General features: G+C 43.2%; 30 protein-coding genes and 5 tRNA genes. 31 read left to right on the forward strand and 4 right to left on the reverse strand.

Annotation, left to right across the window (positions count from 1 at the left end; all coding sequences use genetic code 11):
* Nucleotides 1-278: 278 nt before the first annotated feature.
* Entirely contained in the window at nucleotides 279-707 is a 429-nt protein-coding gene (locus MKX34_RS05640) for an Lrp/AsnC family transcriptional regulator (protein WP_076296837.1), read from the reverse strand.
* Between the two features lie 129 nt (nucleotides 708-836).
* On the opposite strand from MKX34_RS05640, the gene MKX34_RS05645 reads away from it, so the two are divergent.
* The 14 genes from MKX34_RS05645 (at nucleotide 837) to MKX34_RS05710 (ending at nucleotide 9892) form a co-directional block, all read left to right on the forward strand.
* Entirely contained in the window at nucleotides 837-1589 is a 753-nt protein-coding gene (locus tag MKX34_RS05645; protein ID WP_076273575.1) for an MBL fold metallo-hydrolase, read from the forward strand.
* 141 nt (nucleotides 1590-1730) lie between these two features.
* Nucleotides 1731-1806, forward strand: a tRNA-Asn gene (locus tag MKX34_RS05650).
* A 7-nt stretch (nucleotides 1807-1813) separates the two neighbouring features.
* Nucleotides 1814-1902 (forward strand) — tRNA-Ser (locus tag MKX34_RS05655).
* A gap of 174 nt (nucleotides 1903-2076) precedes the next feature.
* Nucleotides 2077-2523 (forward strand): oxidoreductase, encoded by a 447-nt coding sequence (locus MKX34_RS05660; RefSeq protein WP_076296841.1) that lies wholly within the window; start codon nucleotides 2077-2079, stop codon nucleotides 2521-2523.
* 102 nt (nucleotides 2524-2625) lie between these two features.
* Nucleotides 2626-3231, forward strand: coding sequence for a class I SAM-dependent methyltransferase (locus MKX34_RS05665; RefSeq protein ID WP_076206489.1), 606 nt, complete (start codon nucleotides 2626-2628; stop codon nucleotides 3229-3231).
* Between the two features lie 243 nt (nucleotides 3232-3474).
* The gene (locus MKX34_RS05670; protein WP_076296842.1) at nucleotides 3475-4020 is read left to right on the forward strand and encodes an O-acetyl-ADP-ribose deacetylase; all 546 of its coding nucleotides are present in this window, start codon (nucleotides 3475-3477) and stop codon (nucleotides 4018-4020) included.
* Between the two features lie 34 nt (nucleotides 4021-4054).
* Nucleotides 4055-4516 (forward strand): DinB family protein, encoded by a 462-nt coding sequence (locus tag MKX34_RS05675; protein WP_076137618.1) that lies wholly within the window; start codon nucleotides 4055-4057, stop codon nucleotides 4514-4516.
* 470 nt (nucleotides 4517-4986) lie between these two features.
* On the forward strand, nucleotides 4987-5892 hold the full coding sequence (locus tag MKX34_RS05680) for a branched-chain amino acid ABC transporter permease (protein ID WP_036681658.1): 906 nt from the start codon (nucleotides 4987-4989) through the stop codon (nucleotides 5890-5892).
* Between the two features lie 11 nt (nucleotides 5893-5903).
* Complete coding sequence (locus MKX34_RS05685) at nucleotides 5904-6872, forward strand: branched-chain amino acid ABC transporter permease (protein WP_076137616.1); 969 nt, start codon at nucleotides 5904-5906, stop codon at nucleotides 6870-6872.
* Complete coding sequence (locus MKX34_RS05690) at nucleotides 6841-7623, forward strand: ABC transporter ATP-binding protein (protein ID WP_036681664.1); 783 nt, start codon at nucleotides 6841-6843, stop codon at nucleotides 7621-7623. Before MKX34_RS05685 ends, MKX34_RS05690 begins: the two co-directional genes overlap by 32 nt.
* 6 nt (nucleotides 7624-7629) lie before the next feature.
* Entirely contained in the window at nucleotides 7630-8331 is a 702-nt protein-coding gene (locus tag MKX34_RS05695; protein WP_076296843.1) for an ABC transporter ATP-binding protein, read from the forward strand.
* 71 nt (nucleotides 8332-8402) lie between these two features.
* Entirely contained in the window at nucleotides 8403-9593 is a 1191-nt protein-coding gene (locus MKX34_RS05700) for an ABC transporter substrate-binding protein (protein ID WP_076272107.1), read from the forward strand.
* Between the two features lie 138 nt (nucleotides 9594-9731).
* Nucleotides 9732-9803, forward strand: a tRNA-Glu gene (locus MKX34_RS05705).
* A 6-nt stretch (nucleotides 9804-9809) separates the two neighbouring features.
* Nucleotides 9810-9892 (forward strand) — tRNA-Leu (locus MKX34_RS05710).
* Between the two features lie 87 nt (nucleotides 9893-9979).
* Here the strand turns inward: MKX34_RS05710 and MKX34_RS05715 are convergent.
* Nucleotides 9980-10603: a hypothetical protein gene (locus MKX34_RS05715; RefSeq protein ID WP_051491199.1), complete on the reverse strand. Its 624-nt coding sequence runs from the start codon at nucleotides 10601-10603 to the stop codon at nucleotides 9980-9982.
* Between the two features lie 227 nt (nucleotides 10604-10830).
* Here MKX34_RS05715 and MKX34_RS05720 point away from each other — a divergent pair, with 227 nt between their 5' ends.
* Both MKX34_RS05720 and MKX34_RS05725 read left to right on the forward strand, forming a co-directional pair.
* The gene (locus MKX34_RS05720; protein WP_076137610.1) at nucleotides 10831-11196 is read left to right on the forward strand and encodes a helix-turn-helix domain-containing protein; all 366 of its coding nucleotides are present in this window, start codon (nucleotides 10831-10833) and stop codon (nucleotides 11194-11196) included.
* 88 nt (nucleotides 11197-11284) lie between these two features.
* Nucleotides 11285-11367, forward strand: a tRNA-Leu gene (locus MKX34_RS05725).
* A 68-nt stretch (nucleotides 11368-11435) separates the two neighbouring features.
* Here MKX34_RS05725 and MKX34_RS05730 read toward each other — a convergent pair.
* Both MKX34_RS05730 and MKX34_RS05735 read right to left on the reverse strand, forming a co-directional pair.
* The gene (locus tag MKX34_RS05730; protein WP_076296844.1) at nucleotides 11436-11945 is read right to left on the reverse strand and encodes a GyrI-like domain-containing protein; all 510 of its coding nucleotides are present in this window, start codon (nucleotides 11943-11945) and stop codon (nucleotides 11436-11438) included.
* Nucleotides 11946-12115: 170 nt separating this feature from the next.
* Nucleotides 12116-12595 carry a glutathione peroxidase gene (locus MKX34_RS05735; RefSeq protein ID WP_076296845.1) on the reverse strand — a complete coding sequence of 160 codons (480 nt, stop codon included), beginning with the start codon at nucleotides 12593-12595 and terminating at the stop codon, nucleotides 12116-12118.
* 180 nt (nucleotides 12596-12775) lie between these two features.
* On the opposite strand from MKX34_RS05735, the gene MKX34_RS05740 reads away from it, so the two are divergent.
* From MKX34_RS05740 to MKX34_RS05810, 15 genes are all read left to right on the forward strand, one after another.
* Nucleotides 12776-13198, forward strand: a complete 423-nt coding sequence (locus tag MKX34_RS05740; protein ID WP_036681676.1) for an organic hydroperoxide resistance protein — start codon at nucleotides 12776-12778, stop codon at nucleotides 13196-13198.
* A 190-nt stretch (nucleotides 13199-13388) separates the two neighbouring features.
* Nucleotides 13389-13667, forward strand: coding sequence for a hypothetical protein (locus MKX34_RS05745; protein WP_036681678.1), 279 nt, complete (start codon nucleotides 13389-13391; stop codon nucleotides 13665-13667).
* A gap of 94 nt (nucleotides 13668-13761) precedes the next feature.
* Nucleotides 13762-14181 (forward strand): thiol-disulfide oxidoreductase DCC family protein, encoded by a 420-nt coding sequence (locus tag MKX34_RS05750; RefSeq protein ID WP_076185832.1) that lies wholly within the window; start codon nucleotides 13762-13764, stop codon nucleotides 14179-14181.
* Nucleotides 14182-14260: 79 nt separating this feature from the next.
* Nucleotides 14261-15172 carry a copper amine oxidase N-terminal domain-containing protein gene (locus MKX34_RS05755; protein WP_076224657.1) on the forward strand — a complete coding sequence of 304 codons (912 nt, stop codon included), beginning with the start codon at nucleotides 14261-14263 and terminating at the stop codon, nucleotides 15170-15172.
* Nucleotides 15173-15203: 31 nt separating this feature from the next.
* Nucleotides 15204-15638 carry a DUF6526 family protein gene (locus MKX34_RS05760; RefSeq protein ID WP_076296846.1) on the forward strand — a complete coding sequence of 145 codons (435 nt, stop codon included), beginning with the start codon at nucleotides 15204-15206 and terminating at the stop codon, nucleotides 15636-15638.
* 185 nt (nucleotides 15639-15823) lie between these two features.
* Complete coding sequence (locus MKX34_RS05765) at nucleotides 15824-16987, forward strand: hypothetical protein (protein ID WP_051491201.1); 1164 nt, start codon at nucleotides 15824-15826, stop codon at nucleotides 16985-16987.
* A complete protein-coding gene (locus MKX34_RS05770) occupies nucleotides 16980-18212 on the forward strand; it encodes a CpaF family protein (RefSeq protein WP_076104851.1) in 1233 nt (410 codons plus the stop codon). The genes MKX34_RS05765 and MKX34_RS05770 overlap by 8 nt, the downstream gene beginning before the upstream one ends.
* Nucleotides 18213-18241: 29 nt before the next feature.
* The gene (locus tag MKX34_RS05775) at nucleotides 18242-19045 is read left to right on the forward strand and encodes a type II secretion system F family protein (RefSeq protein ID WP_076296847.1); all 804 of its coding nucleotides are present in this window, start codon (nucleotides 18242-18244) and stop codon (nucleotides 19043-19045) included.
* 13 nt (nucleotides 19046-19058) lie between these two features.
* Nucleotides 19059-19931 (forward strand): type II secretion system F family protein, encoded by an 873-nt coding sequence (locus MKX34_RS05780; protein WP_076296848.1) that lies wholly within the window; start codon nucleotides 19059-19061, stop codon nucleotides 19929-19931.
* Nucleotides 19932-19944: 13 nt separating this feature from the next.
* Nucleotides 19945-20133, forward strand: coding sequence for a Flp1 family type IVb pilin (locus MKX34_RS05785; RefSeq protein WP_036681690.1), 189 nt, complete (start codon nucleotides 19945-19947; stop codon nucleotides 20131-20133).
* The gene (locus MKX34_RS05790) at nucleotides 20130-20801 is read left to right on the forward strand and encodes a TadE family protein (protein WP_256717629.1); all 672 of its coding nucleotides are present in this window, start codon (nucleotides 20130-20132) and stop codon (nucleotides 20799-20801) included. The genes MKX34_RS05785 and MKX34_RS05790 overlap by 4 nt, the downstream gene beginning before the upstream one ends.
* A 27-nt stretch (nucleotides 20802-20828) precedes the next feature.
* Complete coding sequence (locus MKX34_RS05795) at nucleotides 20829-23057, forward strand: hypothetical protein (RefSeq protein ID WP_076296850.1); 2229 nt, start codon at nucleotides 20829-20831, stop codon at nucleotides 23055-23057.
* 18 nt (nucleotides 23058-23075) lie between these two features.
* Nucleotides 23076-24056 carry a TadE/TadG family type IV pilus assembly protein gene (locus MKX34_RS05800; protein WP_076296851.1) on the forward strand — a complete coding sequence of 327 codons (981 nt, stop codon included), beginning with the start codon at nucleotides 23076-23078 and terminating at the stop codon, nucleotides 24054-24056.
* A gap of 25 nt (nucleotides 24057-24081) precedes the next feature.
* A complete protein-coding gene (locus MKX34_RS05805) occupies nucleotides 24082-24591 on the forward strand; it encodes an A24 family peptidase (RefSeq protein WP_076099045.1) in 510 nt (169 codons plus the stop codon).
* Between the two features lie 18 nt (nucleotides 24592-24609).
* Nucleotides 24610-26187, forward strand: a complete 1578-nt coding sequence (locus tag MKX34_RS05810) for a DUF6382 domain-containing protein (RefSeq protein ID WP_076296852.1) — start codon at nucleotides 24610-24612, stop codon at nucleotides 26185-26187.
* The last annotated feature ends 8 nt before the right edge of the window (nucleotides 26188-26195 follow it).

Consider the following 26195-nt stretch of genomic DNA (forward strand, 5'->3'; position numbering starts at 1 on the left):
TTTGCGTAACCCATTCACTTGAACCAACACCAACACCAACATCGCCGAGCTATCATTGGCTGAGGCTTACGGACCCCAATGACGCTATTGGCAAGTTTTTAGCCTTTTGGGCAGGGTTTCGGACTCAAGTGACGCTATTAGTTCGAAAGAGGCTCATATTTGGTGTTTTTCGTGCCAATAGAGGCAATGGGGTCCGATAGTATGCCAAATATGCGATTATGCTGAGTATAAGGTCAACTGGGTCCGATAGTAGCTTCATATCCGATTCCGATGCAGCCTTACTTCAGTTTTCCCATCGATAGATTGACTCTGTAATTTCCGAACTTCAGCAGTTCGTCGAGAAAGCTATTCAACTCCTCTTGGCTTCCGGTACGAACACGTATCCAGTAGCAGCCTTCTCCGCTGACCCTATGTATTTCTTTTACACTATCATGCTGCTTTGCGAATGTCTGAAAGGCTGGGTGAACCGTATTCGAACCCAAAAAAACAGTAATAAAGGCATGAATAGTCTCCCCAACCTTATCCGGATTCCAGCGGACCGTGTAGCCTTCAATCACTCCGGTGTCCTGCATTTTGCGAATACGTGCGCCCACAGCCTGACCGGTCATATGCACTTGCTGCCCAATATCTCTGTGACTGATCGTGGAATCTTCAATTAGAAGCTGCAGGATGCGAAAATCCACATCATCTATAAAATAGGAGCTCATTATTATCTAAAATCCTTTCTGCGTGAAAGTAGAACGGACCAATCTCTTTCCAATCTCAATGTATTCTGTTTCAAGGTCCAACTATAATTAATTGTAGCAGAAGATATCTGAAAGAAAGAAGGGCTTCCGATGAAAATACAGCATATCCGCAACGCGACCCTATGGCTAAAGTATGGTGGCAGTACATTTTTAATTGATCCTATGTTGAGTGAACAGGGTGCTAATCCACCTATTTTTAATACTGAAAATGATCGCCGCAATCCGCTCGTTCCTTTGCCGGGAGCCGTAGAACAATGGCTGAGTCCTAATGCAATTCTTGTCACACATCTTCATCAGGATCATTGGGATGCCGCTGCCATTTCTTTGTTGCCGCATGATCTACCACTATTATGTCAGGAAGGAGATGGAGATAAATTAGCGAAGCAGGGGTTTGAGCATACCACGGAAATTAGCGATTCACTGACGTTTAATGGAATAACTATAACACGTACGGATGGACGGCATGGCACTGGAGTGACTGGTAAACTTATGGGTAAGGTATCCGGGTTTGTGTTTCAGGCGGAAGGCGAACCTGTTTTATATGTGGCTGGGGATACGATTTGGTGTGATAAGGTGAAAATGGCATTGGACGTTTTTAAACCTGAGGTGACAGTTGTGAATGCTGGTGGTGCGCAGTTTTTAAGCGGATGCCATATTACAATGAATGAGCACGATGTCGTAGACCTATGTGAATATGCTCCTTCTACTAAAGTGATTGCTGTGCACATGGACGCCATTAACCATTGTTTGGTTACCCGAGATAAGCTAAAAGCTCATTTAGAGAAGGAATCGTTGGGGGATCGGGTACAGCTTCCGCAGGATGGAGAATGGTGTAATCTATAGGGGGAGGGATGGAAATCTCTTTAAAAAATCTAGCAAGCGGCCGAATCATAGCATAAATTTGAAAACGATCACAAAAATTATTTTGCCCGCTTGACTAGACCTTGAAATCATGATAAATTAATTCATGTTCACTTGTAATGTTCCCTGATAGCTCAGTTGGTAGAGCACTCGACTGTTAATCGAGTTGTCACAGGTTCGAGTCCTGTTCGGGGAGCCATTTTCATGGAGAGATACCCAAGTGGCTATAAGGGGACCCTCTGCTAAGGGGTTAGACTGCGTAAGCGGTGCGTGGGTTCGAATCCCACTCTCTCCGTTCTGAATTACATAAGAAGAGCTTCCATTCTGGGAGCTCTTTTTTGTTGTGTGAATTTATTTTTCGGTTGCTATATGCGATTCTGAGAAACGGTGAATTCAATATTTTGGAAGGGGAATGGTGTGGAGGGATCGAATGTTTATTTGATAAGTGTGAAGAGTTTAAAGGAGGAGCATGAAAACTATAAATCAAATACAAACAAAACCGTCAAGCCGATATGATAGTTTTGATCCGGATCAAGGGGGAAATAAAAATACTATTTTTGCCGACGTAATAATTGATGGTAGATCTCTTTACCAAATGTTAAAAAAATATGATAGGGTTCCTTCCCTCGGGTGGGGTAGTGAAGAGCATCAAAGGAAAATGATTAACTATTTTTTGTTAAACGTAATGCATGAATATTTGTACTACAGGTACCCAATATTAGTCTGTCCCTGGTGTGGCGATGAAGAATGTGGCTTTATATCAGTGTTTATTGAGAGAGAAGGGGATCTTATTATATGGAGAGATTTCAAATTAGAATCCGGTAATAAGGCTATTGATATAGGCCCTTTTTGCTTTAAATGGGATGAATACGAAAAAGTTATTAGAGAGACATTTGGAACTGCGGGGATTCAATAAAGTAAACCTGAAAACCCACGGAAGAGATGTGCTCAAATAATTTATATGGGAAAGATCTATGAGTAAATTCAATTACTACATGATCAAAGGAGTGGAACCAACATGGAACTGTTTAAGCAGATCCCCTTGTACAGATTTTTGGCATTATGCAATGAAAGTGGTATGGAAAAAAACATATTAGACTGCGGAGCGGGAGGGGATTCACCTCCACTAAGTTTGTTTGCGAACTATGGATACAGTACAAACGGAATTGAGATGAATGACGAACAAATTAAAAGAGCTAATCAGTTCGCAACTGAAAGGGGACAGAATCTAAATATACAACAAGGCGACATGAGACAGTTGGCGCTAAGTGATGAGTCGATGAGTTTTGTGTATTCATATAACTCTATTTTTCATATGAGAAAACAAGATGTGAAAAAAGCGATAAATGAAATGAAACGCGTTCTAAAACCTAATGGATTATTATTTGTAAATTTTTTAACCCTAAAGGATTTTAGAGTCGGCGATGGAGTTGATTTGGGGGATAATCAGTTTGAACAGATGGAAGATGATGAATTCGTAATACACTCTTATTATGATTATCATGAAGCAGATTCTATGTTTGATGATTTGCAGTTAATATACAAAGAAGATCGAGTGCTGGAAAGAAAGTTTGAAGGCGAATGGATACGACAAGGATTTATCGATTACATATATAAAAAATAGCTGGATGCTGAAGAACATATTAGTAGCTCCGAAAAAGCTAGATATCTGCGAACAATACGTTCACGCTGTGGACCACGAGGTGTTGGTTCGATAGAAGGTAAAAGGTTTGAAGAAGAGTTAGCCAGGTGGACAACCCCACGAGTCTAATGCTAACGACTGTTTCCTAGGGTGATTTAAGCCGCTTGAATGTCAATCAGCACTTGATACTTGTTCGCAACTAATATACTTCGGGGGGGATTTCAGATGGATGTAATTATAAATAACTCAATGATTCAGTTGATTCAAGGAGATATAACTAAATTAGATGTTGATGCTATCGTCAATGCAGCAAACACAAGCTTGATGGGTGGAGGCGGAGTTGATGGAGCTATCCATAGAGCTGGTGGAAAAGCGATATTAGAGGATTGCATGAAAATTCGTAGTCAAAGGGGAGGTTGTGAGGTTGGAGAAGCGGTAATAACAACAGGAGGAAATCTGAAATGTAAATTTGTTATTCATACCGTTGGTCCTGTTTGGAATAGTGGAAAGAATAACGAAGAAGAGAAGTTAAGGAATTGCTATAAAAATTTATTAATATTAGCTGAATCTAATGAAGTAACAAGTATTGCGATACCTAATATAAGTACAGGAATATATAATTTTCCAAAAGATCTTGCTTGTAGCATAGCTATAGATGAAGTTTCAAAATATATTATAAATAATGAGTCGGAAATAAATAAGATTGTTTTTATATGTTTTGATGAAGCGAACTATGAACTATATAGGAATGAATTAAAGAGATTTTGTTAGAATTTTGATGATTACCAAAAAAGGAGATGTGCCAATGAATAACAGATCAGATTTGCTAAATCAGTTTAAGGAATGGAATGGATTTGTTTTAGAAATTATTGATTTAGATTGGAAAACACCCATCGCTGAAGGAAAATGGACCATTCATGATGTTGTTAGTCATATTTTGTTATGGGATAAATACTTCTATGAATCGACGATCGAACCGATAGCATGCGATAAAGCAATAACACTTCAACTTATTGATTTCGATCAATTCAATAATGATGCTGTTACATATGGTAAGACAAAAACCAAAGACGAATTAATAGAATTGACTATGAAGTACCGTAACTTAATATTAGATTGTATAGGTAGTCTTGAAGAGGGAAAATACTCAGACAAATATGTGGACGGAAGGTTTTCCTTTGAGTCCTATTTAAAGGATTTTATATCGCATGACCTACATCATATGATGCAGATTAAAGAACTAAAAAAGAAAATGATGAGTAATTGACCCGTGACGGAAGTACAAAGAATGGAGCTGACCACCATAATTAGCTTTCTCTCACTCCATTATTGTGTGGGACAGAGCTTTTTTTTGTGCAAAAATAGAGAAACAACTTGACCGGTAACTCATAATAAACTCGAAAAACACACGTCGAAAGAGACAAATGTTATATTATTTATCTTTAAATGCAATCTGTAGGTAAAATCAAAGACTCCCCCCTGAAAATCAAACTTTAAAAATCTCCGTAATTCTCCTGTTTTCTTCTCTTTACCCAATTTCTATCTTTATACATCCCAAAGAATTAACTCGATATGTTATGTAATATAACATAAAATATTGAATATTATAGTAAAAAGCACAAATTTTACTGACGCATGTATAGTACTGTGTTAATATAAGTGACATAAAACAATGAAAATGAATGTAAGCTAAAGAAAGGTGTTTTTAAAAATAAATATGGGGATTGGGGGACGGCGATGGAGTATTTCATTCAACAGTTAATTAACGGGATTTCTGTAGGGAGCATCTATGCTCTGATCGCACTTGGGTACACCATGGTTTACGGGATTATTAAATTGATCAATTTCGCCCATGGGGATGTGTTTATGGTTGGGTCGTTTATTGGATTGTTCAGTGCCAGGTACTTGGCTTCAGCAGGGCTTTCTCCGATACTGGTCTTACTTATCTCATTGGTGATCTCTATGACAATCAGTGCGTTGCTGGGGATGTCAATCGAACGGCTAGCATACAAACCTCTACGAAAAGCTTCGCGAATCGCTGTGTTGATTACTGCAATTGGCGTTTCTTTTTTGCTGGAATACAGCGGTGTGTTTGTGCTTGGTCCTCAGGCTAAAGGATTTCCGGAGATTCTTAATAAGCAGCAATACAACTTGTTTGGTTCCTCGATTCAGGTGGACTCCAATCAAATCATGATCTTGGGGACGACGGTTATTTTGATGATTATCCTTCAGTATATTGTGCACCGAACAAAGATTGGTAAAGCGATGCGGGCCGTGTCTTTTGATATGGAAGCAGCACGGTTGATGGGGATTAATGTAGATCGGACCATTTCAGCCACCTTCGCTATAGGATCTGCACTTGCGGCAGCAGCAGGCGTTATTTTCGGAATGACTTACAATTCAGTGGATCCGATGATGGGGGTACTTCCGGGGCTTAAAGCTTTTGTGGCTGCGGTTTTAGGTGGCATTGGCAGTATTCCTGGTGCTCTGGTAGGGGGACTTCTGCTGGGCACAGTCGAGACAGAGGTTTCTTCTCTGGGATATTCTTCGTGGCGTGATGGTGTGGCATTTGCTGTACTCATCCTAATCCTTATCTTTAAACCATCCGGGCTATTTGGTAAAAATGTCCGCGAGAAAGTGTAGGGAGATGCCGTATGAAGAAGATAAATAAGTCATTTTGGATAGGCATTGTCTTTTCTATCATGCTTTATATCATTATTCAAGTTCTTCTAACAACGGGAATATTTGATGATGTCATGGAGTCTACGCTAATTCTAATTTGTATAAATGTCATGCTGGCGGTGTCTTTGAATCTGATTAATGGGATAACGGGGCAATTCTCAATCGGGCATGCTGGATTTATGTCCATTGGTGCTTATGTTTCTTCCATTTTAACTTTGAACTTTGATATGCCATTCGTGCTGGCGCTAGTGATCTCTGGACTGGTTGCTGCATTTTTCGGTGTGCTAATCGGGATTCCGACCTTGCGGCTGAATGGAGACTATCTGGCGATTGCTACGCTGGGATTTGGTGAGATTATCCGGATTGTCCTGCTCAATACAGAATATGTGGGCGGAGCTTCAGGTCTAAGCGGCATCCCCAATCAAACGACTTGGACGATTATGTTTCTGTTCACATTGGTCACGATTGTTGTGATCAATAACTTTATACGTTCCACTCACGGCCGGGCTTGTATAGCGATTCGTGAGAATGAAATTGCTGCTGAAGCGATGGGGATTAATACAACTTTGTACAAAGTCATTGCTTTTTCACTTGGAGCATTATTTGCGGGAATAGCGGGTGGTCTCTCTGCTCATAAGTTCTACGTCATCAATCCTGGAAGCTTTAATTTTCTAAAATCATTCGAAATTCTAGTCATGGTTGTGTTAGGTGGACTAGGAAGTACAAGCGGGGCCATCGTGGGTGCGATTGTACTGACGGTGCTCTTCACGGTGCTTCAGGAATATCCGGAGCTGCGGATGATTATTTACTCGGCGATTCTAATTCTGATGATGATTTTTCGGCCTAAGGGGCTGCTTGGCAGCACGGGTTTTTCTTTCTTAAAATGGTCTAAAAAGGAGGTCAAACCAAGTGACAGCATCAACAGTGGAAGTGCTTCTTGATGTTCAACAAGCGAGTCGTGCATTTGGCGGGCTTAAGGCGCTTAACGAGGTATCCCTCCATATTAATAAAGGTGAGTTGATTGGGCTCATCGGACCTAATGGCGCGGGAAAAACAACCCTTTTTAATTTGCTGACAGGTGTATACCCGCCTTCCAGTGGCGATATTATCCTCGGCAATCAGGCAGTAGGCGGGATGAAGCCTTATCGGATTAACCGAAAAGGGGCAGCGAGGACATTTCAGAATATTCGTCTGTTTACCTCTATGACGGTGCTGGATAACGTTAAGATCGCATTTCATCAGCATGCCAGACATTCGATGTTCACTTCCATGCTCCGCCTGCCTAAGCATTTTGCAGAAGAAAACGGAATTACGCAAAAGGCTATGGATATTCTCAAAATATTTAATCTTGCCGATCAATGTGATGAATGTGCCGGGAATCTTAGCTACGGAAATCAAAGGCGTTTGGAAATTGCACGCGCGCTTGCAGCAGGACCTAAGCTTTTGCTATTGGATGAACCAGCCGCAGGGATGAACCCGAATGAAACTCGGGATCTAATGAATCTTATTGCCTGGATCCGTGAAGAGTTTGAGCTGACGATCCTGCTTATCGAGCACGATATGTCCCTGGTTATGGGGGTGTGTGACCGGATTTATGTGCTGGATCGCGGAATGTTGATTGCTGAAGGTACGCCCGTTGAAATACGGAATCATCCCAAAGTCATAGAAGCCTATTTGGGACAGGAGGCGTAGTGGACCATGCTTAGCGTACAGGGGATCAATGTATATTATGGGGCTATTCATGCCTTGAAGGATTTAAGTATGGATGTAAAAGAAGGCGAGATTGTAACTCTAATCGGCGCAAATGGAGCAGGCAAGTCCACATTGCTTAAGACGCTTTCGGGACTGCTGAAACCCAAAACAGGCAGTATAGATTTCATGGATAAATCTATTACGAATCAGAGTGTTCAAGCCATCGTAAAACAGGGGCTTATTCATTGTCCGGAAGGCAGGCGTGTATTTGCTAATATGTCTGTGGAAGAAAATCTGGAGCTAGGAGCTTTTTTACAAGATTTTGGCAGCTTAGCTGCTGATTTTGCCAAGGTCTACTCCACCTTCCCGCGTCTTTTAGAAAGAAAAAAACAGCTTGCCGGCACATTATCCGGCGGGGAGCAGCAGATGCTTGCTATGGGGCGTGCGATGATGGGGCATCCCAAGCTTTTATTATTAGATGAACCCTCGATGGGGCTTGCTCCATTACTCGTTCAGGATATTTTTCGGATCATCCAGGAAGTAAATGCCTCTGGAACAACAGTGCTTCTTGTAGAACAAAATGCCCATCAGGCGCTTAAAATTGCTCATCGGGCTTACGTTCTTGAGACGGGCAGAGTCGTGCTTGAGGGAGATGCCAAGGAATTGGCAGATTCGGAAGAGATCAGAATGGCTTATCTGGGACATTAATTCATCGGCTAGTTCATAACAGCATCACAGAAAGAACCTATAAATTATTTATTTTGGGAGGCTGGAAGAGGATGAAGAAAATCGGGGCCATATTGCTGACTGCGTTACTGGCTGGTGGATTGCTGACAGGCTGTGGGAACAAGACAGACAACACTACTGCTGAAGGTGGGAATGCTGGTGGAGGGACCATCAAGATTGGAGCAGACCTTGAGCTTACAGGCGGCCAGGCTTCCTTCGGTGATTCTGCACTCAAAGGGGCAAAGCTGGCGGTAAAAGAAATTAATGACGCAGGTGGAATACTAGGCAAAAAACTTGAACTGATTGAAGCGGATAATGCCTCCAAGTCGGAAGAGGCGACACGCGCAGCGCAAAAGCTGATTACTACCCATAAAGTTGTAGCTATTATCGGTGCAACTACATCTACGAATACACTCGGGATTGTTCCCGTTGCTCAAGAAAAAGGCATCCCGCTGGTTAGCTCCTCAGCCACCAATCCCAAAGTGACAGTTGATGAACGTACTGGAGATTTGAACGAATGGGTATTCCGGGCCTCTTTTATTGATCCTTTCCAAGGTGAAGTAATGGCTAACTTTGCTAAGGATACACTTAAAGCGAAGACGGCTGTTATTTATACGGATGCTTCAAGCGATTATTCCAAAGGGCTGCAGACCTTCTTTAAAGCAACGTTTACTAAGAACGGTGGCTCTATCTTAAGCGAAGAATCCTATCAACAAAAAGATTCTGATTTTAAAGCTGTATTAACACGTATTAAAGAAGCTAATCCCGATGTTATTTATCTTCCAGGCTACTATGAGGAGGTCGGCAAAATCGTAAAGCAAGCTCGCGAAATGGGGATCACCGTTCCGTTTATGGGCGGGGATGGCTGGGATTCACCTCAACTGGCTGAGATTGCCGGAGCGGATGCCCTAAACAATACGTTTATGTCCAATCACTATTCACCTGAAGATAGCTCGCCAGAAGTGAAATCGTTCGTAGATGCCTTCAAAGCTGCTAACGGTGATCTTGTTCCAGATGGGATGGCTGCGCTTGGATATGACGCCGTGAAACTAGTGGCAGACGCCATTACACGTGCGGATTCCACAGAACCTGAGAAGCTGAAGGATGCACTGGCGGGGACGAAGGATTTACAACTGGCCACGGGTAAAATCACAATGAATGAAACGCATGACCCGGTAAAAGCAGCTGTGGTGCTAAAATTTGTAGATGGGGTACAAACCTTTGAGGCAAAAGTAAATCCATAAGCGTTGTGATTAGAGGCGCGTACCTTTATTGGTGCGCGTTTCTTTTAGTTTAAACTTTTTTTAAAAAAAGGCTTGTCAAAATTCTTATGGTTTGATATACTCATTTTTGTTGTGACAAGAAAATAACTTGTAAAGCATGGCCCGTTGGTCAAGGGGTTAAGACACCTCCCTTTCACGGAGGTAACATGGGTTCGAATCCCATACGGGTCATATTATGCGGTAGTGGTGGAATGGCAGACACGCTATCTTGAGGGGGTAGTGGGTGTATACCCGTGGAGGTTCGAGTCCTCTCTACCGCATACAAATAAAAAGTAAGAAACCCTTTGTTCGCAGAGGATTTCTTACTTTTTTTTATAAGATCAGAAGTGAAATTCAGTGGCCTCAGGTCATCTCTTAAAAGCCCCAGCATACTGGGGATAGAGCTGTCTTATGCAGTCTGGGCAGATATCATGGGTGAATTGCAAAGAAAGCTGATGCTTTAAGAAATGTTCAATGGTGATCCATTCATCCTTGGGATTACGAATACATTTACAGGAAGCACAGATTGGGATTAGCTCAAAAGATGATGGTAAGGTTGAACGGAGGTTTATGATCTCCGGATGAAGAGGTTCTTCTTTATAGGGGCCCACATCATATAGTGAAATTATAAAAGTGGCTTCTGGGTGCGGATCTGAGAGAAATGGATAGATCTCCAAACGGAAGATTCGTTTCCCTTTATTAGCGGTTTGTATGGAGAATTCGGAAGTATAAACCTGATGCTCTCTGCGGAGTATATATTTCACTGATTCATAAAGCTTGGCCCATTGATCGGGATCGATAATCACATCTTGCATGAGCTCTGAGTAATACGCACCAATCCATTTCTTATTAGTAGAAAGACCATATTCATGACTAAAGGCCTTCCACCTACTGTTGGTGAACTGGATAATCCCATGACTGTTGATTACCACCGCATTGTGCGGTAAAGCTTCAAGTGAATGGATAATGGAAGATGATAAGCATTTTGACAAAAGTCACCGCTCCCTCCTAGAGATCATTCAGGATGATAAGTTAACAAAGGGGGCCAGACGGTATTCTAACAGATACTTGTCACCTGAGTCGCCTCTTATCGTCACTCCAGCCATATGATATAATCGGATAATACATAACAATACTAATTATATACTTTTTTACGTTATTTTGCAATAGGGAATTACGTAAATGAGTAATTTATTTTTAGATGGAGGGCGATTCACCGATGCAGACCATATACGAACGTATAGAATACCTGATTAAGCAGAAAGGTTTGACCAAAAAATCATTCTGTGAGCAGTTAAATATCAGCACAGGTAATATGGGAGATTGGAAGCGGGGGAAGACTACTCCAGGGACGCATAAGCTGATTGAGATCGGTGATTTTTTTCATGTTAGTCTGGACTGGCTCATTCTCGGCAAAGATATACCGGATACTGTACGAGAGAGCGGCGTAGACTATGATTTGAGTGATGTTCAGCTATCGGAAAGCCGAGTAGATGAATTACTTCCAGCAGAAAAGAATTTTATCAAGGAATATATAGCTTTTGCTGAATATCGTAAACAGAAAATGGTCGACGAAGAATCTTAAAATCTGCATCTTTACTTTTGAGAAAAGTACATTTATAATAATGAATGTTGACCTCAAACAAATCTATGTTCTATGTTTAACACACCGCGCGGTAGTGGTGGAATGGCAGACACGCTATCTTGAGGGGGTAGTGGGTGTATACCCGTGGAGGTTCGAGTCCTCTCTACCGCATACAGAATGAAGAAAGAGGCCTTGCGATGCAAGGCTTCTTTTTTTTGTACAATCCTCAATCACATAACCTACTTCTTTACAAGCGGCACGCATAGATTGGCTTCGAATCCTTCATCATCCGGACCGGACTTTTCCGTGTATTGGATGTAAAAGACTCCATCAGGGTTGAACTTATAACCGGAATCCGGCAGCCATTCATTATGTATATAATTCCAGGTGTGTTGAAAAGCCAACTGAGGGAAACCGTTTGCAGTAAATATAGCATAGGTAGACGCAGAAATTTTCTTATGAACAAGGCCTTCAGGGATACAATCTAACTGCTCGACTTCAACACCAAGGAAAAAATCAATATCCCATGCGGTATGCTCCCACAGTTTAGGCACGGATGTACGGTTCTGAAATAGACCGAGATAGCAACCGCTGCTTTGAACTTTTGTGGGTATAGCATCAAATTTTGCATCAATATCCAGCTCGCCAAAAACATATTCCCAAAGATTCGCGTAAGGCTCCCCGGATGAGTTTACATTTGCCCAGCCAATAACATTTAGTTCGGGTATATCAAGCAGTTGAACAGTCACCGATTTTCCCTCCCAGCAAAAATATTTCAACCATATTATAAAATATTCCAAGAGATTAAAGGGTGCTGATATATAGCGATATTATGACGTTCTTTCTAGTTAAAAAGGATACTTTACCGCATAACAACAGGGGGGCTGTGTGATGTGGTGAGTATCCTTTTTCTAATGAATTATTTTAAAAGCTTGGAGATATCGGATTCGATCTGCTGTGGAGTGGTTTTAGGAGCAAACCGTTTTAGAACACGGCCATCTTGGTCAACCAGAAACTTCGTAAAGTTCCATTTCACACTTTTTGAGCCTAAGACACCAGGGGCTTCCTTGGATAAGTATTTGAATAATGGATGTGCTTCATCGCCTTTTACGTCAATCTTCTCGAACATAGGAAAAGTTACCCCATAATTAATCTCGCAGTATTCTGCAATTTCATTACTTTCGCCAGGCTCTTGTCCAGCAAATTGATTGCTTGGAAATCCTAAAACTTCGAACCCGCGGTCCTTAAACTTCTCGTACACTTCCTGAAGACCTTTATACTGGGGAGTAAATCCACATTTGCTGGCAGTATTCACAACCAGGAGTACTTTACCCTGGTACTTTGACAATGATTCCTCTTCACCCTTAAGAGTGTTGACCTCAAAATCATAAATACTCATGGATGACACCTCCATAGCTAATTTAAGTTTTTAACAATTTAATTGTACACTATTTATGGTCTGGAGCCAAATAAGAAAGTATTATGAATCATTCCTCATCTTCGTTTCAAATCATACCTGTTGTTTAAAGTATAAAGTATGAGCATGACCAATACAGCTTGATGAAGGAGAAGATGACTCATGAAAGCATTATACACAGCAACTACAACAGTCCATGGCGGTCGTGAAGGCTCCATTGAATCCTCGGATGGCGTGTTAAAGCATAATCTAAGCATGCCTAAAGAGCTTGGAGGACCGGGAGGTTCTGGTACCAATCCAGAGCAATTATTCTCGGCTGGTTATGGAGCGTGTTACGAGAGTGCACTAGCGAATATCGCTCGTAAAGAGGGCGTGAAACTCCATGACGTGGAGGTAACTTGTAATGTGTCCATTGGGAAGGATGACAGTGATGGAGGCTTTAGACTAGCTGTGAGAATGGATGTGAAGCTGCCAGGGATTGAGCATGACAAAGCAGAGGAACTGGCGAAGAAGGCTCACGAATTCTGTCCTTACTCCAAAGCAACCAGAGGTAATATCGAGGTTGAATTAAAGATTGTTGATTAAATGTATCTGTATATATTTTATGGAAATAATGGCTAAATAGAGACGTAAATCATAAAAGAGTAATAAATAGCTGCCGTGTTAGGCGTCTTTGGTTGACATCACCCTTAAAATTCTTTAATATGTCTAAGTATCTGAGAATGTGCCTGCGTGTGCAATTTACAACCAAAAATTTAAATAATGGGTGATGAAGATGTCTTACAGACCGAATATTACGAATGTGACCAAAGCCAGCAGCAACGATAAGGAAGGATTGTACGAGTTCATTATCAAGCTTGCTGATGGAACGGAGTGCCGCGCGTTTTATCATCGGTTTCCGGAATGGAAAATGACGAACATCAGCCGCCTGCTTAAAACTCCATGTCCAATTTGCCGCAAAGATTTCATCTGCAAATGCATGGAGGCATTCACTGCTGATTTCGAAGGGCAAATGATCGGGGATCAATGGATTGAGAAAGCAATCGCAGAATAATTAAAGAACGGCACTTGATGGCGCGGGAGGATATCCCGCGTTTTTGTTTACCCAAAAAAGCAGAAATTTACGCCTTTAAGACGGAGGGGGAGCCATGAACGAGGAACTAAACCTTATGAAAGATAAGTCCATCGTGTTGATAGACGGAGTGTGTCATCTTTGCCAGGGGGTAGTTCGTTTCATTATCCCGCGTGACCCCGAGGCTAAATTTCTATTCGCACCTTTACAGAATGAGATTGCGGCTAAGCTAATGAAAGAGTCCGGACTTCAGCCTGGACAATTAAACACGGTGATTTTACTGGAGAACGGAGTGTATTATACAGAGTCGGCCGCTGTGCTAAGAATTGCCCGTAAATTGAGATTTCCTTGGCCTGCCGCATACGTGTTCATCTTAGTACCACGCCCATTGCGCAATGCCCTTTATCGGTATGTAGCTAAGAACCGCTATCGTTGGTTCGGACGTGATGAGCAGTGTATGCTCCCTACCCCAGAGATCAAACGGAGATTTTTGTAAACCATAATCTGGGAGAATGTTATAATGAAACTATAAATTGGTATAGTTTTTTCATATTATCACTAGGGGTGAACGAATAGTGAAACGGAAAGGGCTTCTGCTTTTTATAGTCATGTTGTTATCTTTAAGTATGATCGGTACGGCCTCAGCTGCCCCCAAGCTTCGTATTATGGTGAACAATTCAAGTGTGGATGTTGGTGTGCAAATCGTGTCGGGGAAGACGCTGGTTCCGCTGAAAGCTTTTGAAAGATTCAAGAATACTTCTATTCAATGGGATGCCAATACCAAGCAAGCTACGATTGCTAGAGATTCTATGAAGATTAAGCTTACGGTTGGTTCACGGACGGCTTGGAAGAACTCGGAAGCTGTACAATTGGATGTATCGGCCAAAATAGTGGATGGAAGAGTAGCGGTACCCCTGCGATTTATTGCGGAGGCTCTTGGAGCGAGAGTAACAGTAGATGCTGCTACGAATACAGTCTGGGTTCAGGAACGGGCCAATGCTAAACTTGTGCAGAATTATAATAGTAATGACTTAGTTGTTTCCCGCATAGCTGCTTTGCAATTCCCGGTTGAAGAAAGAGAACCCTCCAAATTGACGGGTGATAATGAAGCATTGTCCATGACGTATTATTTTCCTGAAGGCAGATCTGATGGTTATTTTATAATGTATGGACATTTCGTAAAGTATTATGAGATCAAGGATAATATTGTAAAAGTAGTTTGGGAAGCTGATCTGGATATGTCTAAAGAGGCTACAAATAAAGATTTTACCGCGATATTCGGTTACCCAGTTGCGAAGGAATATGGTAAAGCACCTGTTCTAGCTCCATCTTATGCCTCTTTTTATACGAGTGTTTGGGGAAGTCAGATTATTTATGGAATGGTTCATGCGGATGGAACTACTAAAGTTTCAGGACAGTCTCTGACTTGGGACGATACTAGAAAACCATTTGTCGTGGCTATACCTGGAGAGACCAAGCTTCAGTAATATATAAGTCAAATAAATATGGAGATGAATTATGAATAAGGGGAAACCTAAAGGTTTTATGCGTTTTGATTGGTCTTATCATTTTGTAACTATGCCGCTTGCGCTGATTATATTTGTATGGTCGGGAATTTATGTCGTTCAGGTGTTACGTGATGATGGTGCTTTAACAGTGCCCTTGCTATTATTTGGTTTATCTCTATGCCTGTTATTTGCGATTACTCGAATTCGAATTTATGCCACAAAAAATCAGGATCGAGTAGTGAGGGTGGAGGAGCAATTCCGGTATTTCCGATTGACAGGTGAAGCATTAAATCCAGAGCTTGAATTAGCTCAGATTATTGCGCTTCGGTATGCAGGAGATGAAGAGTTTCCGGCACTATGTCAGCGGGCGGTGAAGGAAAAGCTTAGTCCTGCCGATATCCGGTCTGCCATCAAGAATTGGCGCGAAGATACGATGAGAGTCTAAAAACCACTTGATGTGCGAAAAAACTTATTGCTGCCTTCTTATATATATGCTACTATAGCTGTAAATTAAAGGGATAGTAACGGAAGCACCGTTCAATGTACCGTATCCACGGTTATTGTCGGTGCTTTTTTGCTGTCTTTTTTTTGATAATATTTATAAATTTCTTACGAAAGGAGAGAGGTTTTATGGCGGCAAGGATTGTACTCGCAGTGCGTGAAAGCCAATATATCGAACCATTGCTACACTATCTTCATCATAGTGAGTATGGAGAAATGCTGCGAATTACGGCTTTTAGCCGGCTGGATGCTTTTATCGAATTTATGAGGGGAGAGGATATGCCGGATGCTGTTGTAGGTGACGTTACTTTTATCGAGGCTTGGCTTGTGGAGGGAAGAAATAAGGTGCCTTGGGCAGTTTTGAGTGAGGAGGGTGCTTATCTTAGCAGGAGTTCTAAGAGCTTGGCTGGAGGCATTATGATTGCGAAGTATCAGGCGCTGCCTTCTCTGCTAGGAGCATTTCTTCAGCTATGTGAAGTGAAACGAGCTAGAGGTTCCTCTGTATTAGATGAAACGCTGCTGCTCGGTATCGTCTCCTCAAGCGGGAACACGGGCAAAACCACAGTAGCTATGAATATGGCTAAGCAGCTAGGTGAAATGGGGCTTTCAGTCTTTTATTTGAATCTTGAAAGTGTGGACAGCAGTGGATTATTTTTGCGCCCCCCTGCAGGGGATACGCCTGGACTAGAGCGGCTCCTTTATGAAATCAAAGCTAGCCGAGATAAGGGCGGAGCCGATACGATTGATTTGGGACAATACGTCATCAGGTATGATCACCTTCGAAGCGCTGCATTTAGGCCAATTATTAATGTAAAAGAAATGCTGCAGATGACTACGCAGGATACGCTAGATTTATTGGGGCTGTTGGTTGCCGAAAGGAATTTTGACGTAGTGATTGTAGATACCGGCAGTATTGAAGAAGAACGTGCCAAAGCTGTGTTACATAAATGCGGAATTCTATTGTGGGTAGTTAGAAATGATGAGGTAAGCATTCATAAGACCATGAGATGGCTATCCCATTGTAATGCTCCTAATTCTGGTATGCCCTCCCAAGTGATGGATAAAAGTAGATTTGCAGTGAATTTTGCTGCAGATGGTTTGGAGGTGTGGGCACCTCCCGAAGGGATAACCGTTGAAGGTGTACTTCCATATATCCCATCTTGGACACTGCAGCATCGTGAGGAGCTTTTTCTGAACTCACCACAATTCCAAAGGGAGATCTTACAGCTGTGCAAGCAGATTATAGAACCGTCGCTTCCGCAAGTATTCACTGGTAAGGGTTTACATGAATGAGGAAATGTTTAAGGCACTTCGTAGTGACATCCGGGCAGGATTAGATGTTACTTCTGCAGTTGGAAATCGTGAACTCACCCAATATATTGAAAGGACAATTTTGGACAGCGAAAATCTGCGTTATTTAACAGCACAGGAGAAACATGAGCTCGTGAAGAGATTGTTCGATTCTTTTCGAGGGTTGGATGTGCTTCAGCCCTTAGTGGATAATCCGGCGATCACTGAGATTATGATTAACAGCCATACTGAGATTTTTGTAGAAGAGGAGGGTCAGATTCGTCGCCTTCATTTGGAATTTGAGTCCAGCAGCAGGTTAGAGGATATTATCCAGACGGTTGTATCCGGTGTGAACAGGGTTGTAAATGACTCTTCTCCTATCGTTGACGCTCGGCTAAAAGACGGATCGCGTGTAAATATCGTGCTTCCGCCAGTAGCTCTGAAGGGCCCGGCGATGACCATTCGTAAATTCCCTGAAACACCGATGACGATGCAGGATTTAGTCCGTCGTGAAGCCTTAAGCTTGGAAGCCGCAGAGCTGCTGCAAATCTTAGTGGCTGCTAAATACAATATTTTTATTAGTGGCGGGACCGGCTCTGGGAAGACCACATTTCTTAATGCGTTATCTCAGTATATCCCCCCACAGGAGAGGGTCATTACGATAGAGGATTCCGCTGAACTCCAGATTGTTACGGTGCCGAACCTTGTTTCACTGGAGACCAGAAATGCCAACACGGAAGGTAGAGGGGAGATTTCCATCCGAGATTTGATTCGTACTTCCCTGCGAATGCGCCCAAACCGGATTGTTGTGGGGGAGGTACGGGGAGCGGAATGTCTCGATATGCTGCAGGCGATGAACACCGGACACGATGGAAGCTTGTCTTCGGGCCATAGTAACAGCGCACACGATATGGTCAGTCGACTGGAGACGATGGTGCTGAGTGCTGCGGAGCTTCCGGTAGCTGTTGTTCGCCAGCAAATTTCATCGGCAATTGATATCTTTGTACACTTATCCCGTCTCCGTGATCGTTCCAGGCGGGTGATGGAGATCAGTGAGGTTGCGGGGTTGAAAGACGGGGAAGTGATCTTGAATCCCTTATATGAATTTCAAGAAGCTGGTGAACGAGAGGGAAGGGTGCAAGGGGGGCTGCTTCCCTGTGGTAACCCATTGTTGCATACAACGAAGCTTAGGATGGCTGGTGTAACCTCCTATCCATTGGCTCAATAGAGATTCAAAATTCCAGAAGGGGGGAGGTCATGCTTAAGTTTAAATTTGTTGCTGCAAAGCCTGTAGAAGCGGATCCTGACGGTCCTTCGTTATTACCAGATTATAAGGTATACGAATTGACCTTGCTGCAGAGGATTCTGACCCTTATTGCAGGTGGACTGCTGATGTATGGAATTGGATATCTTTTTTATCATCATTGGCTGCTGTCGTTGCTGCTTATGCCGGGCGGAGCTTATGCCCCGCATATACTGCGTAACTATCTACTGAAAAGACGTCGAAATGCACTGAATTTACAATTTAAGCAGACGTTATTTTCGCTGTCTTCCTCCCTTTCAGCTGGGCGTTCGGTGGAGAATGCATTCCGAGAGGCGGTTCAGGATTTACGTATGCTCGACCCGGAGGGAAGCAGTGATATGATCTCCGAGTTAAACATTATCTGTGCACGCATGGAATATGGACAGCCTGTGGAAGAAGCGCTGCGGAACTTTAGTGTAAGAGCGGGAATGGAGGACATCGAGCGATTCGCGGATGTGTTCTCGGTCTGTAAACGTACTGGTGGTGATCTTGTAGAAGTGGTGCGCCGTACATCAACGATTATCGGTGAGAAGCTGGATATTCAGCAGGATATTGCTGTAAGTATTGCTCAGAAGAAATTTGAGGCTAAGGCACTGCTGATATCTCCGCTGATCATGGTGATGTTTATGAGTTTGACGGCTGGAGATTATATGGAGCCAATGTATACAGGAGCGGGTATAGCCATATCGACATTAGCTCTTGTTGCTTTATTCCTATGTTATCTCTGGACTACTAAAATAATGGACATTCCACTGTGAAGGGGGTGAAAACATGCGCTGGCTATGTGCGGTGGTTACTGTTATTTTGCTGATAGTCTGGGTTTTACTGCGAATTCAATGCGGCAACAGATATGTCGCGTTACGCAGTCTTCCTATGGAAGGATTACGGCTTCGGAAGTTAGGCGAACCGTTATTACTGCTTATTGAGAAGAGTGGTATCGCCAGTCGGTATCCCTCACTGCTGTTCAGAATTCAGCGTTCTCTACAGCGCAGTTATGGGATGCGTTATAGCGCAGAGCGGACCCTGCTGTTCATGGGTGAGATGATAAGTTACAGCTGGCTGTTGCTTGTAGGTGGAAGTTTGATTACAGCATTTAGTGGCGAACAGGCAGGTATGATATTGGGTCTATTTTTGGCAATTGCTCTACCAACCGCTATGGTCAGTGATCTGCACAAAAAGGTGAGGGTAAGGGAGCAGAATATTATGCTCGAATTGCCAGAGCTGCTGAACAGTATTGTGTTGTTGGTTGGCGCAGGAGAGACCGTGCAACGAGCTATTATTCGCTGTGTGGAAAGCCACCGAGGGGATACGAATCATCCTCTGTATAAGGAGCTAATGATTATGACTAGTGAATGGGAGGGCGGATATTCCTTCCAGCAGGCGTTTGAAAATTTCAGCAAGAGATGCGCTGTGCAGGAGATATCGGTATTCACAACGACAGTTCTGCTGAATTATCGCAGAGGTGGAGCGGATTTTGTGCTATCGCTACGTGATCTGTCGCGGATGCTGTGGGATAAACGAAAGGCACTTAGCCGGACGCGCGGAGAGCAGGCATCCTCCAAATTAGTTTTCCCGATGGTAGTTATCTTTTTAATAGTAATTGTACTGGTGGGAACGCCAGCATTTTTGATGTTAAAAATGTAGGAGGCTGAAGCTGATGGTATCAACAATGTTGGACAGTATGAAGAACTTTTGGGAAGACGAGGAAGGTTTAGGAACTTTGGAGATGATTTTGATTATTGCTGTCTTGATTGCGGTTGTTCTTTTGTTTAAGGACAAAATTCAAGAGGTAGTAGAAGCCTTAATTAAAACGGCGGGTGAAAAGAGCCAGGAAGTATTCGATTGAACAAGCTTAAGGGTGATCAAGGCAGCTTTACCATTGAAGCTTCACTTCTGTTGCCGATCGTCATGTTTATTACGATGCTTCTTTTGTTTTTTTGCTTGTATAGCTATCAGAAGTCCATGCTGTTGCAAGTGGCCTCAGGAGCTACTGAGCGGGCGGCTTACAACTGGGACAACAGTCACAAGGAGGCCTCTGGTTCTTACATGGCTGGTGAGTATGACTCCCTTTATTGGAGAATTGGGGATGATGCCTTGCTAGCCTCATTATTCGGTGCAGAAGCTGGCAGTGCTGGCGTGACAATAGAGTTGCCCGGTGAAGTATCAGATAAGGGTGATTTGCCAGTGCTTAAACTGGGCCATTCGTCTGCCATGATTCCGGACAATATGCCAGGAACTATGCGTTATGCTTACAGCCTTACAGGACGGAGAGTAAGTGCTGAGTTAAACCGTCTACTGAGCTTACCTGTGCTTGATAAGGTTCTATCGGATGAGGCTAAACCAACTGTTGAAGCCCAGTCTATCATTGTTGAGCCTGTTGAGTTTATTCGTACGGTCGACCTGATGCGTTATTTCGGAGCTAAATTTAAAGGGGGCCCTGAGGGCAGTGGATCAGCAGTTTACATGGATAAGAAGGATGCTTCTGCTATGCTGACCAAGCTTCAGGATAAGTAAAATCTCTGCTCAAGGGAGGGGGTTTTAATGAAAAGTAAATTTACCGGTTGTCCTGCTAAGGGCAAAACAGAAGGCTCAGTTACAATTTTTCTAATCATGGTGCTGGCTTTCGTCTTTCTTTTTACTGCTGTGCTGATTGATTATGCGCGAATTGCTGCGTTCAACGTTCAGGAGGAACGATTAGCGAGAGCCAGTGTCCGCTCTGTTATGTCTTCATATCATGTTGAATTACGAGAGAAGTACGGTTTGTTTGCATTTGGTGATAGCAATGGAGATATGCTGCTGTCCAAAGTGCTCAACGAAAATTTGCATAAAAGTGGGCGGGGGGATACGTTCAATCTCTTACCCTTTGCACTGGAATCCTCCTCCTTGGAATGGAGCCGGCCGCTGGGAAGTTATGATGTTTTTCGTCATCAAATACTGGAAGAGATGAAGTATAAGGCTCCGGTAGATTTCGCCTTGGAGCTGGCAGGTAAATTCAAACCGCTGTCAGGCGTAATGGCAGAGGCCTCAAGAGCTACCGAATTACTTAGTAAGCTGCAACCTTTATATGATGAACGTGAAGAGAATTTGGATCTAATGTTAGAGAGGAGAAGCCAAGCGGCGGAGAGTGGAAGAAGAATACTGCTATGGATTATGAATCCGCCCGGGGATTCTATCTCGGCCCATTCGCTCGGAAGCATGCAAGCAGCCGCGGATATACCAGCACAGTATAGTGACTATCTCGGGAAATATTACGACGATCTGTATCGTGATAGTAAAAAGCCTGCAAAGTACACTTATCAGTTGGCACTTTATCAGAGCCGAACTTCAGAAATGTTATCGCGGCTCCCAGCCTTATTAACAACCTTTCGTGAAGAACATGGACAATCAATGGAGGAAGCGAAGGATGCGTTAAACAAGGCGCAGCAATTGAATGACGAGATGAGAGATGTTTTGGCAGCTTCCCGAATAAGTGGCGTAAATCTGGCGGACGATCCTGCTAAAGACTGGGATATTCCGGGAAGTTCAGGGGAAATAAGTGCTGAGCCACTTAAAAAGCTGCATGAACAGGAAGATGCCTTGATCCTCTCTTCGGCTGACATTAGTAGTATGGAGAATAGTTTATTTATGCAGCAAAGTGTGTACGAATCCATTGAACCGACGGTAACAGGATTGTCAGCAGAGCTGCAGGAAGCTTTGGGAGTCAACGGCGATTCCTACCAAATGATTTCCTCTGTTCTAGGGGCTTCGCATGTAGTGGACAACTATTATAAAAAATACGGTAAGAAGGGAAGTGTTATCGCTAGTGATTTGGCTTTTCTTGAACAGCATCGCAGCTCGGATAAAGCACGTAAGCAAGTAGAGTGGGAAGCTAAATCCAAGCTGGGCGAGGTTAGAGCACTACTGAACAAGATTAGAATGCTAGGTAGCGGAGCGGCAGCTTCGATGGAACGTTATCAAATCCTTCATCAATTTTATGAGGACAATGTTTCATTTAACAACGGATTGGAGTCTCAATCCTCTGATAAATCTGAAGTATCCTCAGATCCCTATGCTGCTGGAAGTTCGGCGATGAAGGATATTGACGGGATTTATGCAGCAATGAGTGGCATTATGGGGGGCGCTAGAGACAGGCTTTTTCAAACGGAGTATTCCGCGCTTTATTTTCAGCATTTTGATGTTTCAAAGTTAGCTAGTCTGGCACTGAATTCTCTGGAAGACACTAGTGAGCTCACAGATCAGCTTGATCCTCGCGCTCAGGAGCTGGAATACATTTTATACGGATTTCATAATCCCGCGGGGAATGTGGCCGCAGCCTATGCCGAAATATTCGCGATGAGGTTGTCCATTCGCACGATGGAAGGTTTTATAGAGAAGGCAACCTTGGGAAATCCACTGGCTGTTCTAGCGGCGGCACTGTTGTATGGAATCCAGCATGCCATTCAGGATATGTTGCAGCTTTGTGAGAAGGATGCGATTCCTTTATCTAAATATATGCCGGCGCAGCTGACTTACCGTGATCATCTGCGACTGTTCATGATAATGCATGGAGGCGGGGAATTGCAGCTATCGCGGATGCTGGCTCTGATTCAACTGAACACAGGAATAAATCCAGAGGAAAGAAACACCTATGTATCATCGGACATTAAGCTCCAAATGCAGTTATGGTTTCTGCCAGGTGTAGTTAAAATGTTGAATTATACTGCTCATTTTCCGGGAGATGTACAAGGGAATAAGTATCTGAGGGCAGTAAAAGCTGATTATTCTTATTAGCGGGAGGTTGGTAAGGAGATGGGGGATGGGTATGGAATCAGAGGGGAGGACAAGGAAGAAGGTAGCATGGTAGTAGAAGCGGCGATGATTCTTCCGTTCTTCCTGCTATTCGTCCTGTTCCTGATATCTATCGTACAGATGACCTTGTATTCGACAGCTTTGCAAAGTACAGCATCAGACACTGTAAAGTCTATTTCAACTCATATGTATCCTGCGGCTTTGGCGGTGCAGAAATGGGGAACATCCAGCGAAGTAAGTGATGATTCAGGGTGGGATGACAGTGATCATTCTGCTGGCCTGAATTGGACTATTCCTCGCTTGTCACTTACTGATTGGGGCAATAGTTATGCTGAGTCTTTACCCAATCCGTTAAATGAGTGGGTTATGTCCGCTTTAGAAAGTGGTGAGGGACCGTTGCAGAAGCTTCAGGCACAGACCAGTGAAAGTGTACTTGATCTTGCGATCAAACCTTTATTGAAACCATACCTGACATCAGATTTACTGGATTATGAGCGAATTCATGTATCCAATGTTATGGTGCCGGAGCTAAAAGAGGGTACTCGTCCATACCTTGGGCTAGTGGTTAGTTATAAGCTGCCGATGAAAGTCCCTTTTCTAAACCAAAGTATTGTATTAGAAGCAAGTGCTGTTGAACGTCTCTGGATCGGGGATACAGGAGAAGGCACAACCAAGGAGGGGAACGGTACTGGCCAACCAGAAGAATTCATTGAAATCTTAGAAAAGCCGAACCCGGCTGTAGCGAATAAGCAAGGCAAGGTTCGTGCCAGAATACCGCCGGATGCTTCTGCCAGCTTGTCAGTCTTTTATAAGAGCGGGGGCAGTACTGCCAAATATTTAGGCTGGAAACAAGCGGATGCAGATGGATATATCGAGTGGGAATGGAAAATTGGCGTAAATACCACACCGGGCTCGTGGCCGTTTGTTATACAACTGGATGACGGTAGATCTGTTGAGGTTATGTTCACAGTAGTGAAGTGAAAGGGTGGAAAAAGGAGTGTAATAAATGGCAGAGTGGGCATTTTGGGGATGTCTACCGTTTTTAGCAGCGGCACTTATTACAGATTTAAAGTCGATGAGAATACCAAACTGGATCACCTTGTCAGGCTTTTTCACTGGTCTGCTTGCACAAGGGGTGATAAATAGCTGGCATGGACTGCTGAGGGCTTTCGGGGGAGCTGCTGTAGGATTTACAGTCCTTCTGATCATGCATTTAATAGGGGCGGTTGGCGCGGGGGATGTTAAGCTTTTTGCTGGAATCGGCGCGTGGACAGGGATGTTTTTTACGCTGCAAGTCGTGATGTACTCCGTACTATTTGGAGCTTTAATAGGCTGGCTAATTGTTTTAAAGAGACGGGAGGCGATCAGTCGTTCGCGTAAGATCATCAGCAGAATTTCTGGATTCATTTTATGGAAGAGCCCGTTACTATTAAAAAATAACGATAGTGAACTGTTGAAATTCCCTTTCATGCTGGCTGTTATCCCTGGTTCCATATGCGCTTATCTATACTTTTAGTTCGGGAGCTGATGTTTGTTGTTCGGATTAACCCGTGATTTTATACAACAGGATGGTATATATATGATCCTTGGTGAACCCGAAGGAATACCTGCGGAGAAGCTTAATTTGATTCAGGCACGCATGCTGATGAACACCGACATTCCTCATCATTTGAGGCTGTTACTTAGAGAAATAGATATGAAGGTTACTATGGAATACGCTGTTTTACGCAAAAAAATGCTTAGTCATCTACTCAAAGGAGAGAAGCTAAGTATGAACTCGTTTTTCGGGTTATTGCTGCAAATTGCCCAAGGCATGGAAGATGGCAGGTTATATATGCTGCGGGCGGAACAGTATGCTTTGCATGCAGATTACATTTTTATTGAAGGGTCGTTACAGAGCGGTAAAGTATACCTAACCTACATACCCATTCAGGAAAATAAGTCTGGTTCAAAGCTTGGAGAGTCACTCAAGACACTGATTATGGTGTTAATGGCATCTATCACAGAGCTTACTGGCAGTGGTGTGCAAAGACTATTGCAATATTGCAGTGAAGAGGGATTTACTCCAGCTGGCTTAAAGATTCTTTTATCAGAGTTGCTGACAGAAAGAGAGCCCGTTACACCTGAAAGACAGCTTCATGAAGGCGTAAAAGAATATCTAGTGAAAGAGGCAGCAGCTCCACCATTAAGAAAAATATATGAGCATCGCGAAGATAAGGAATTGGAGCTGCAGCCGACTGCTACTCCTTGGATCAGCAGCTATCCTAATCTTAAGATAAAAGAGGAGGAGAGCCTGTCTCTAAGCTTGGAGGATGAGCAGGTAACGAATCCACAAGCCTCAAGCTCAAGAACCTATATAGTGCTAGGGTTTCTATTAGGCGATGCACTACTGTGGAAGTTTCTATATTTGGATAGTCCCAAGCCGTTATGGCTTGCCGTCTGTGGAGTTGTGACGATTGTGTTGGCTGTTTTAAGCTGGATGGTTTGGAGCGGAAGGCTAAAGGTTGGTAAAGAAGATGTTGATGGCCTGGGTGAGGATTCTGAAGATACTAACTGTAATCCGAGTCGAAAAGAATTGGAGTGGAATTTTGGCAGGAACCCTGTGACTTCTACGCGTTCTCCAGCAACAATTCCAAAGATAACTCCGCAATCCTCTGATTCAGCAGCTAGCGTTCCGGCGACACGTTATGAATCACTAGCAGAGGAACAAAGTTCTGTTAAAGCACCAGAAGCAATAGCTCCAACAACCTTATTATCACAGGAGAAACCGCCTGAGCAAGGACGACAAATCGAAAAGCTGGATCGGAGTATTCCTTATCTCCAAAGAAGCGGTGAGGAGGGCGAAGAGGCAGAGATGATCGAGTTAAATCGAACTAGCTTCATTATCGGCCGATCGGCAGAGGTGGCTCAATATGTGGAAAGATCAGAAGGCGCCTCTAGAGTACACGCTGAGATATCTAGAAGCACCAGCGGATATATTCTGAAGGATCTTGACTCCAGAAATGGAACGCTTTTTCAAGGTGAAGCCATGGTCCCGTATAAAGAGTATCCACTAACAGAGGGGACCACATTTAAAATTATAAAAGGAAGCTACACATTTCATACAGTATGAAGGTGAGT

Source organism: Paenibacillus sp. FSL R5-0636, from assembly GCF_037974255.1.
Classification (GTDB): Bacteria; Bacillota; Bacilli; order Paenibacillales; family Paenibacillaceae; genus Paenibacillus_AQ; species Paenibacillus_AQ odorifer.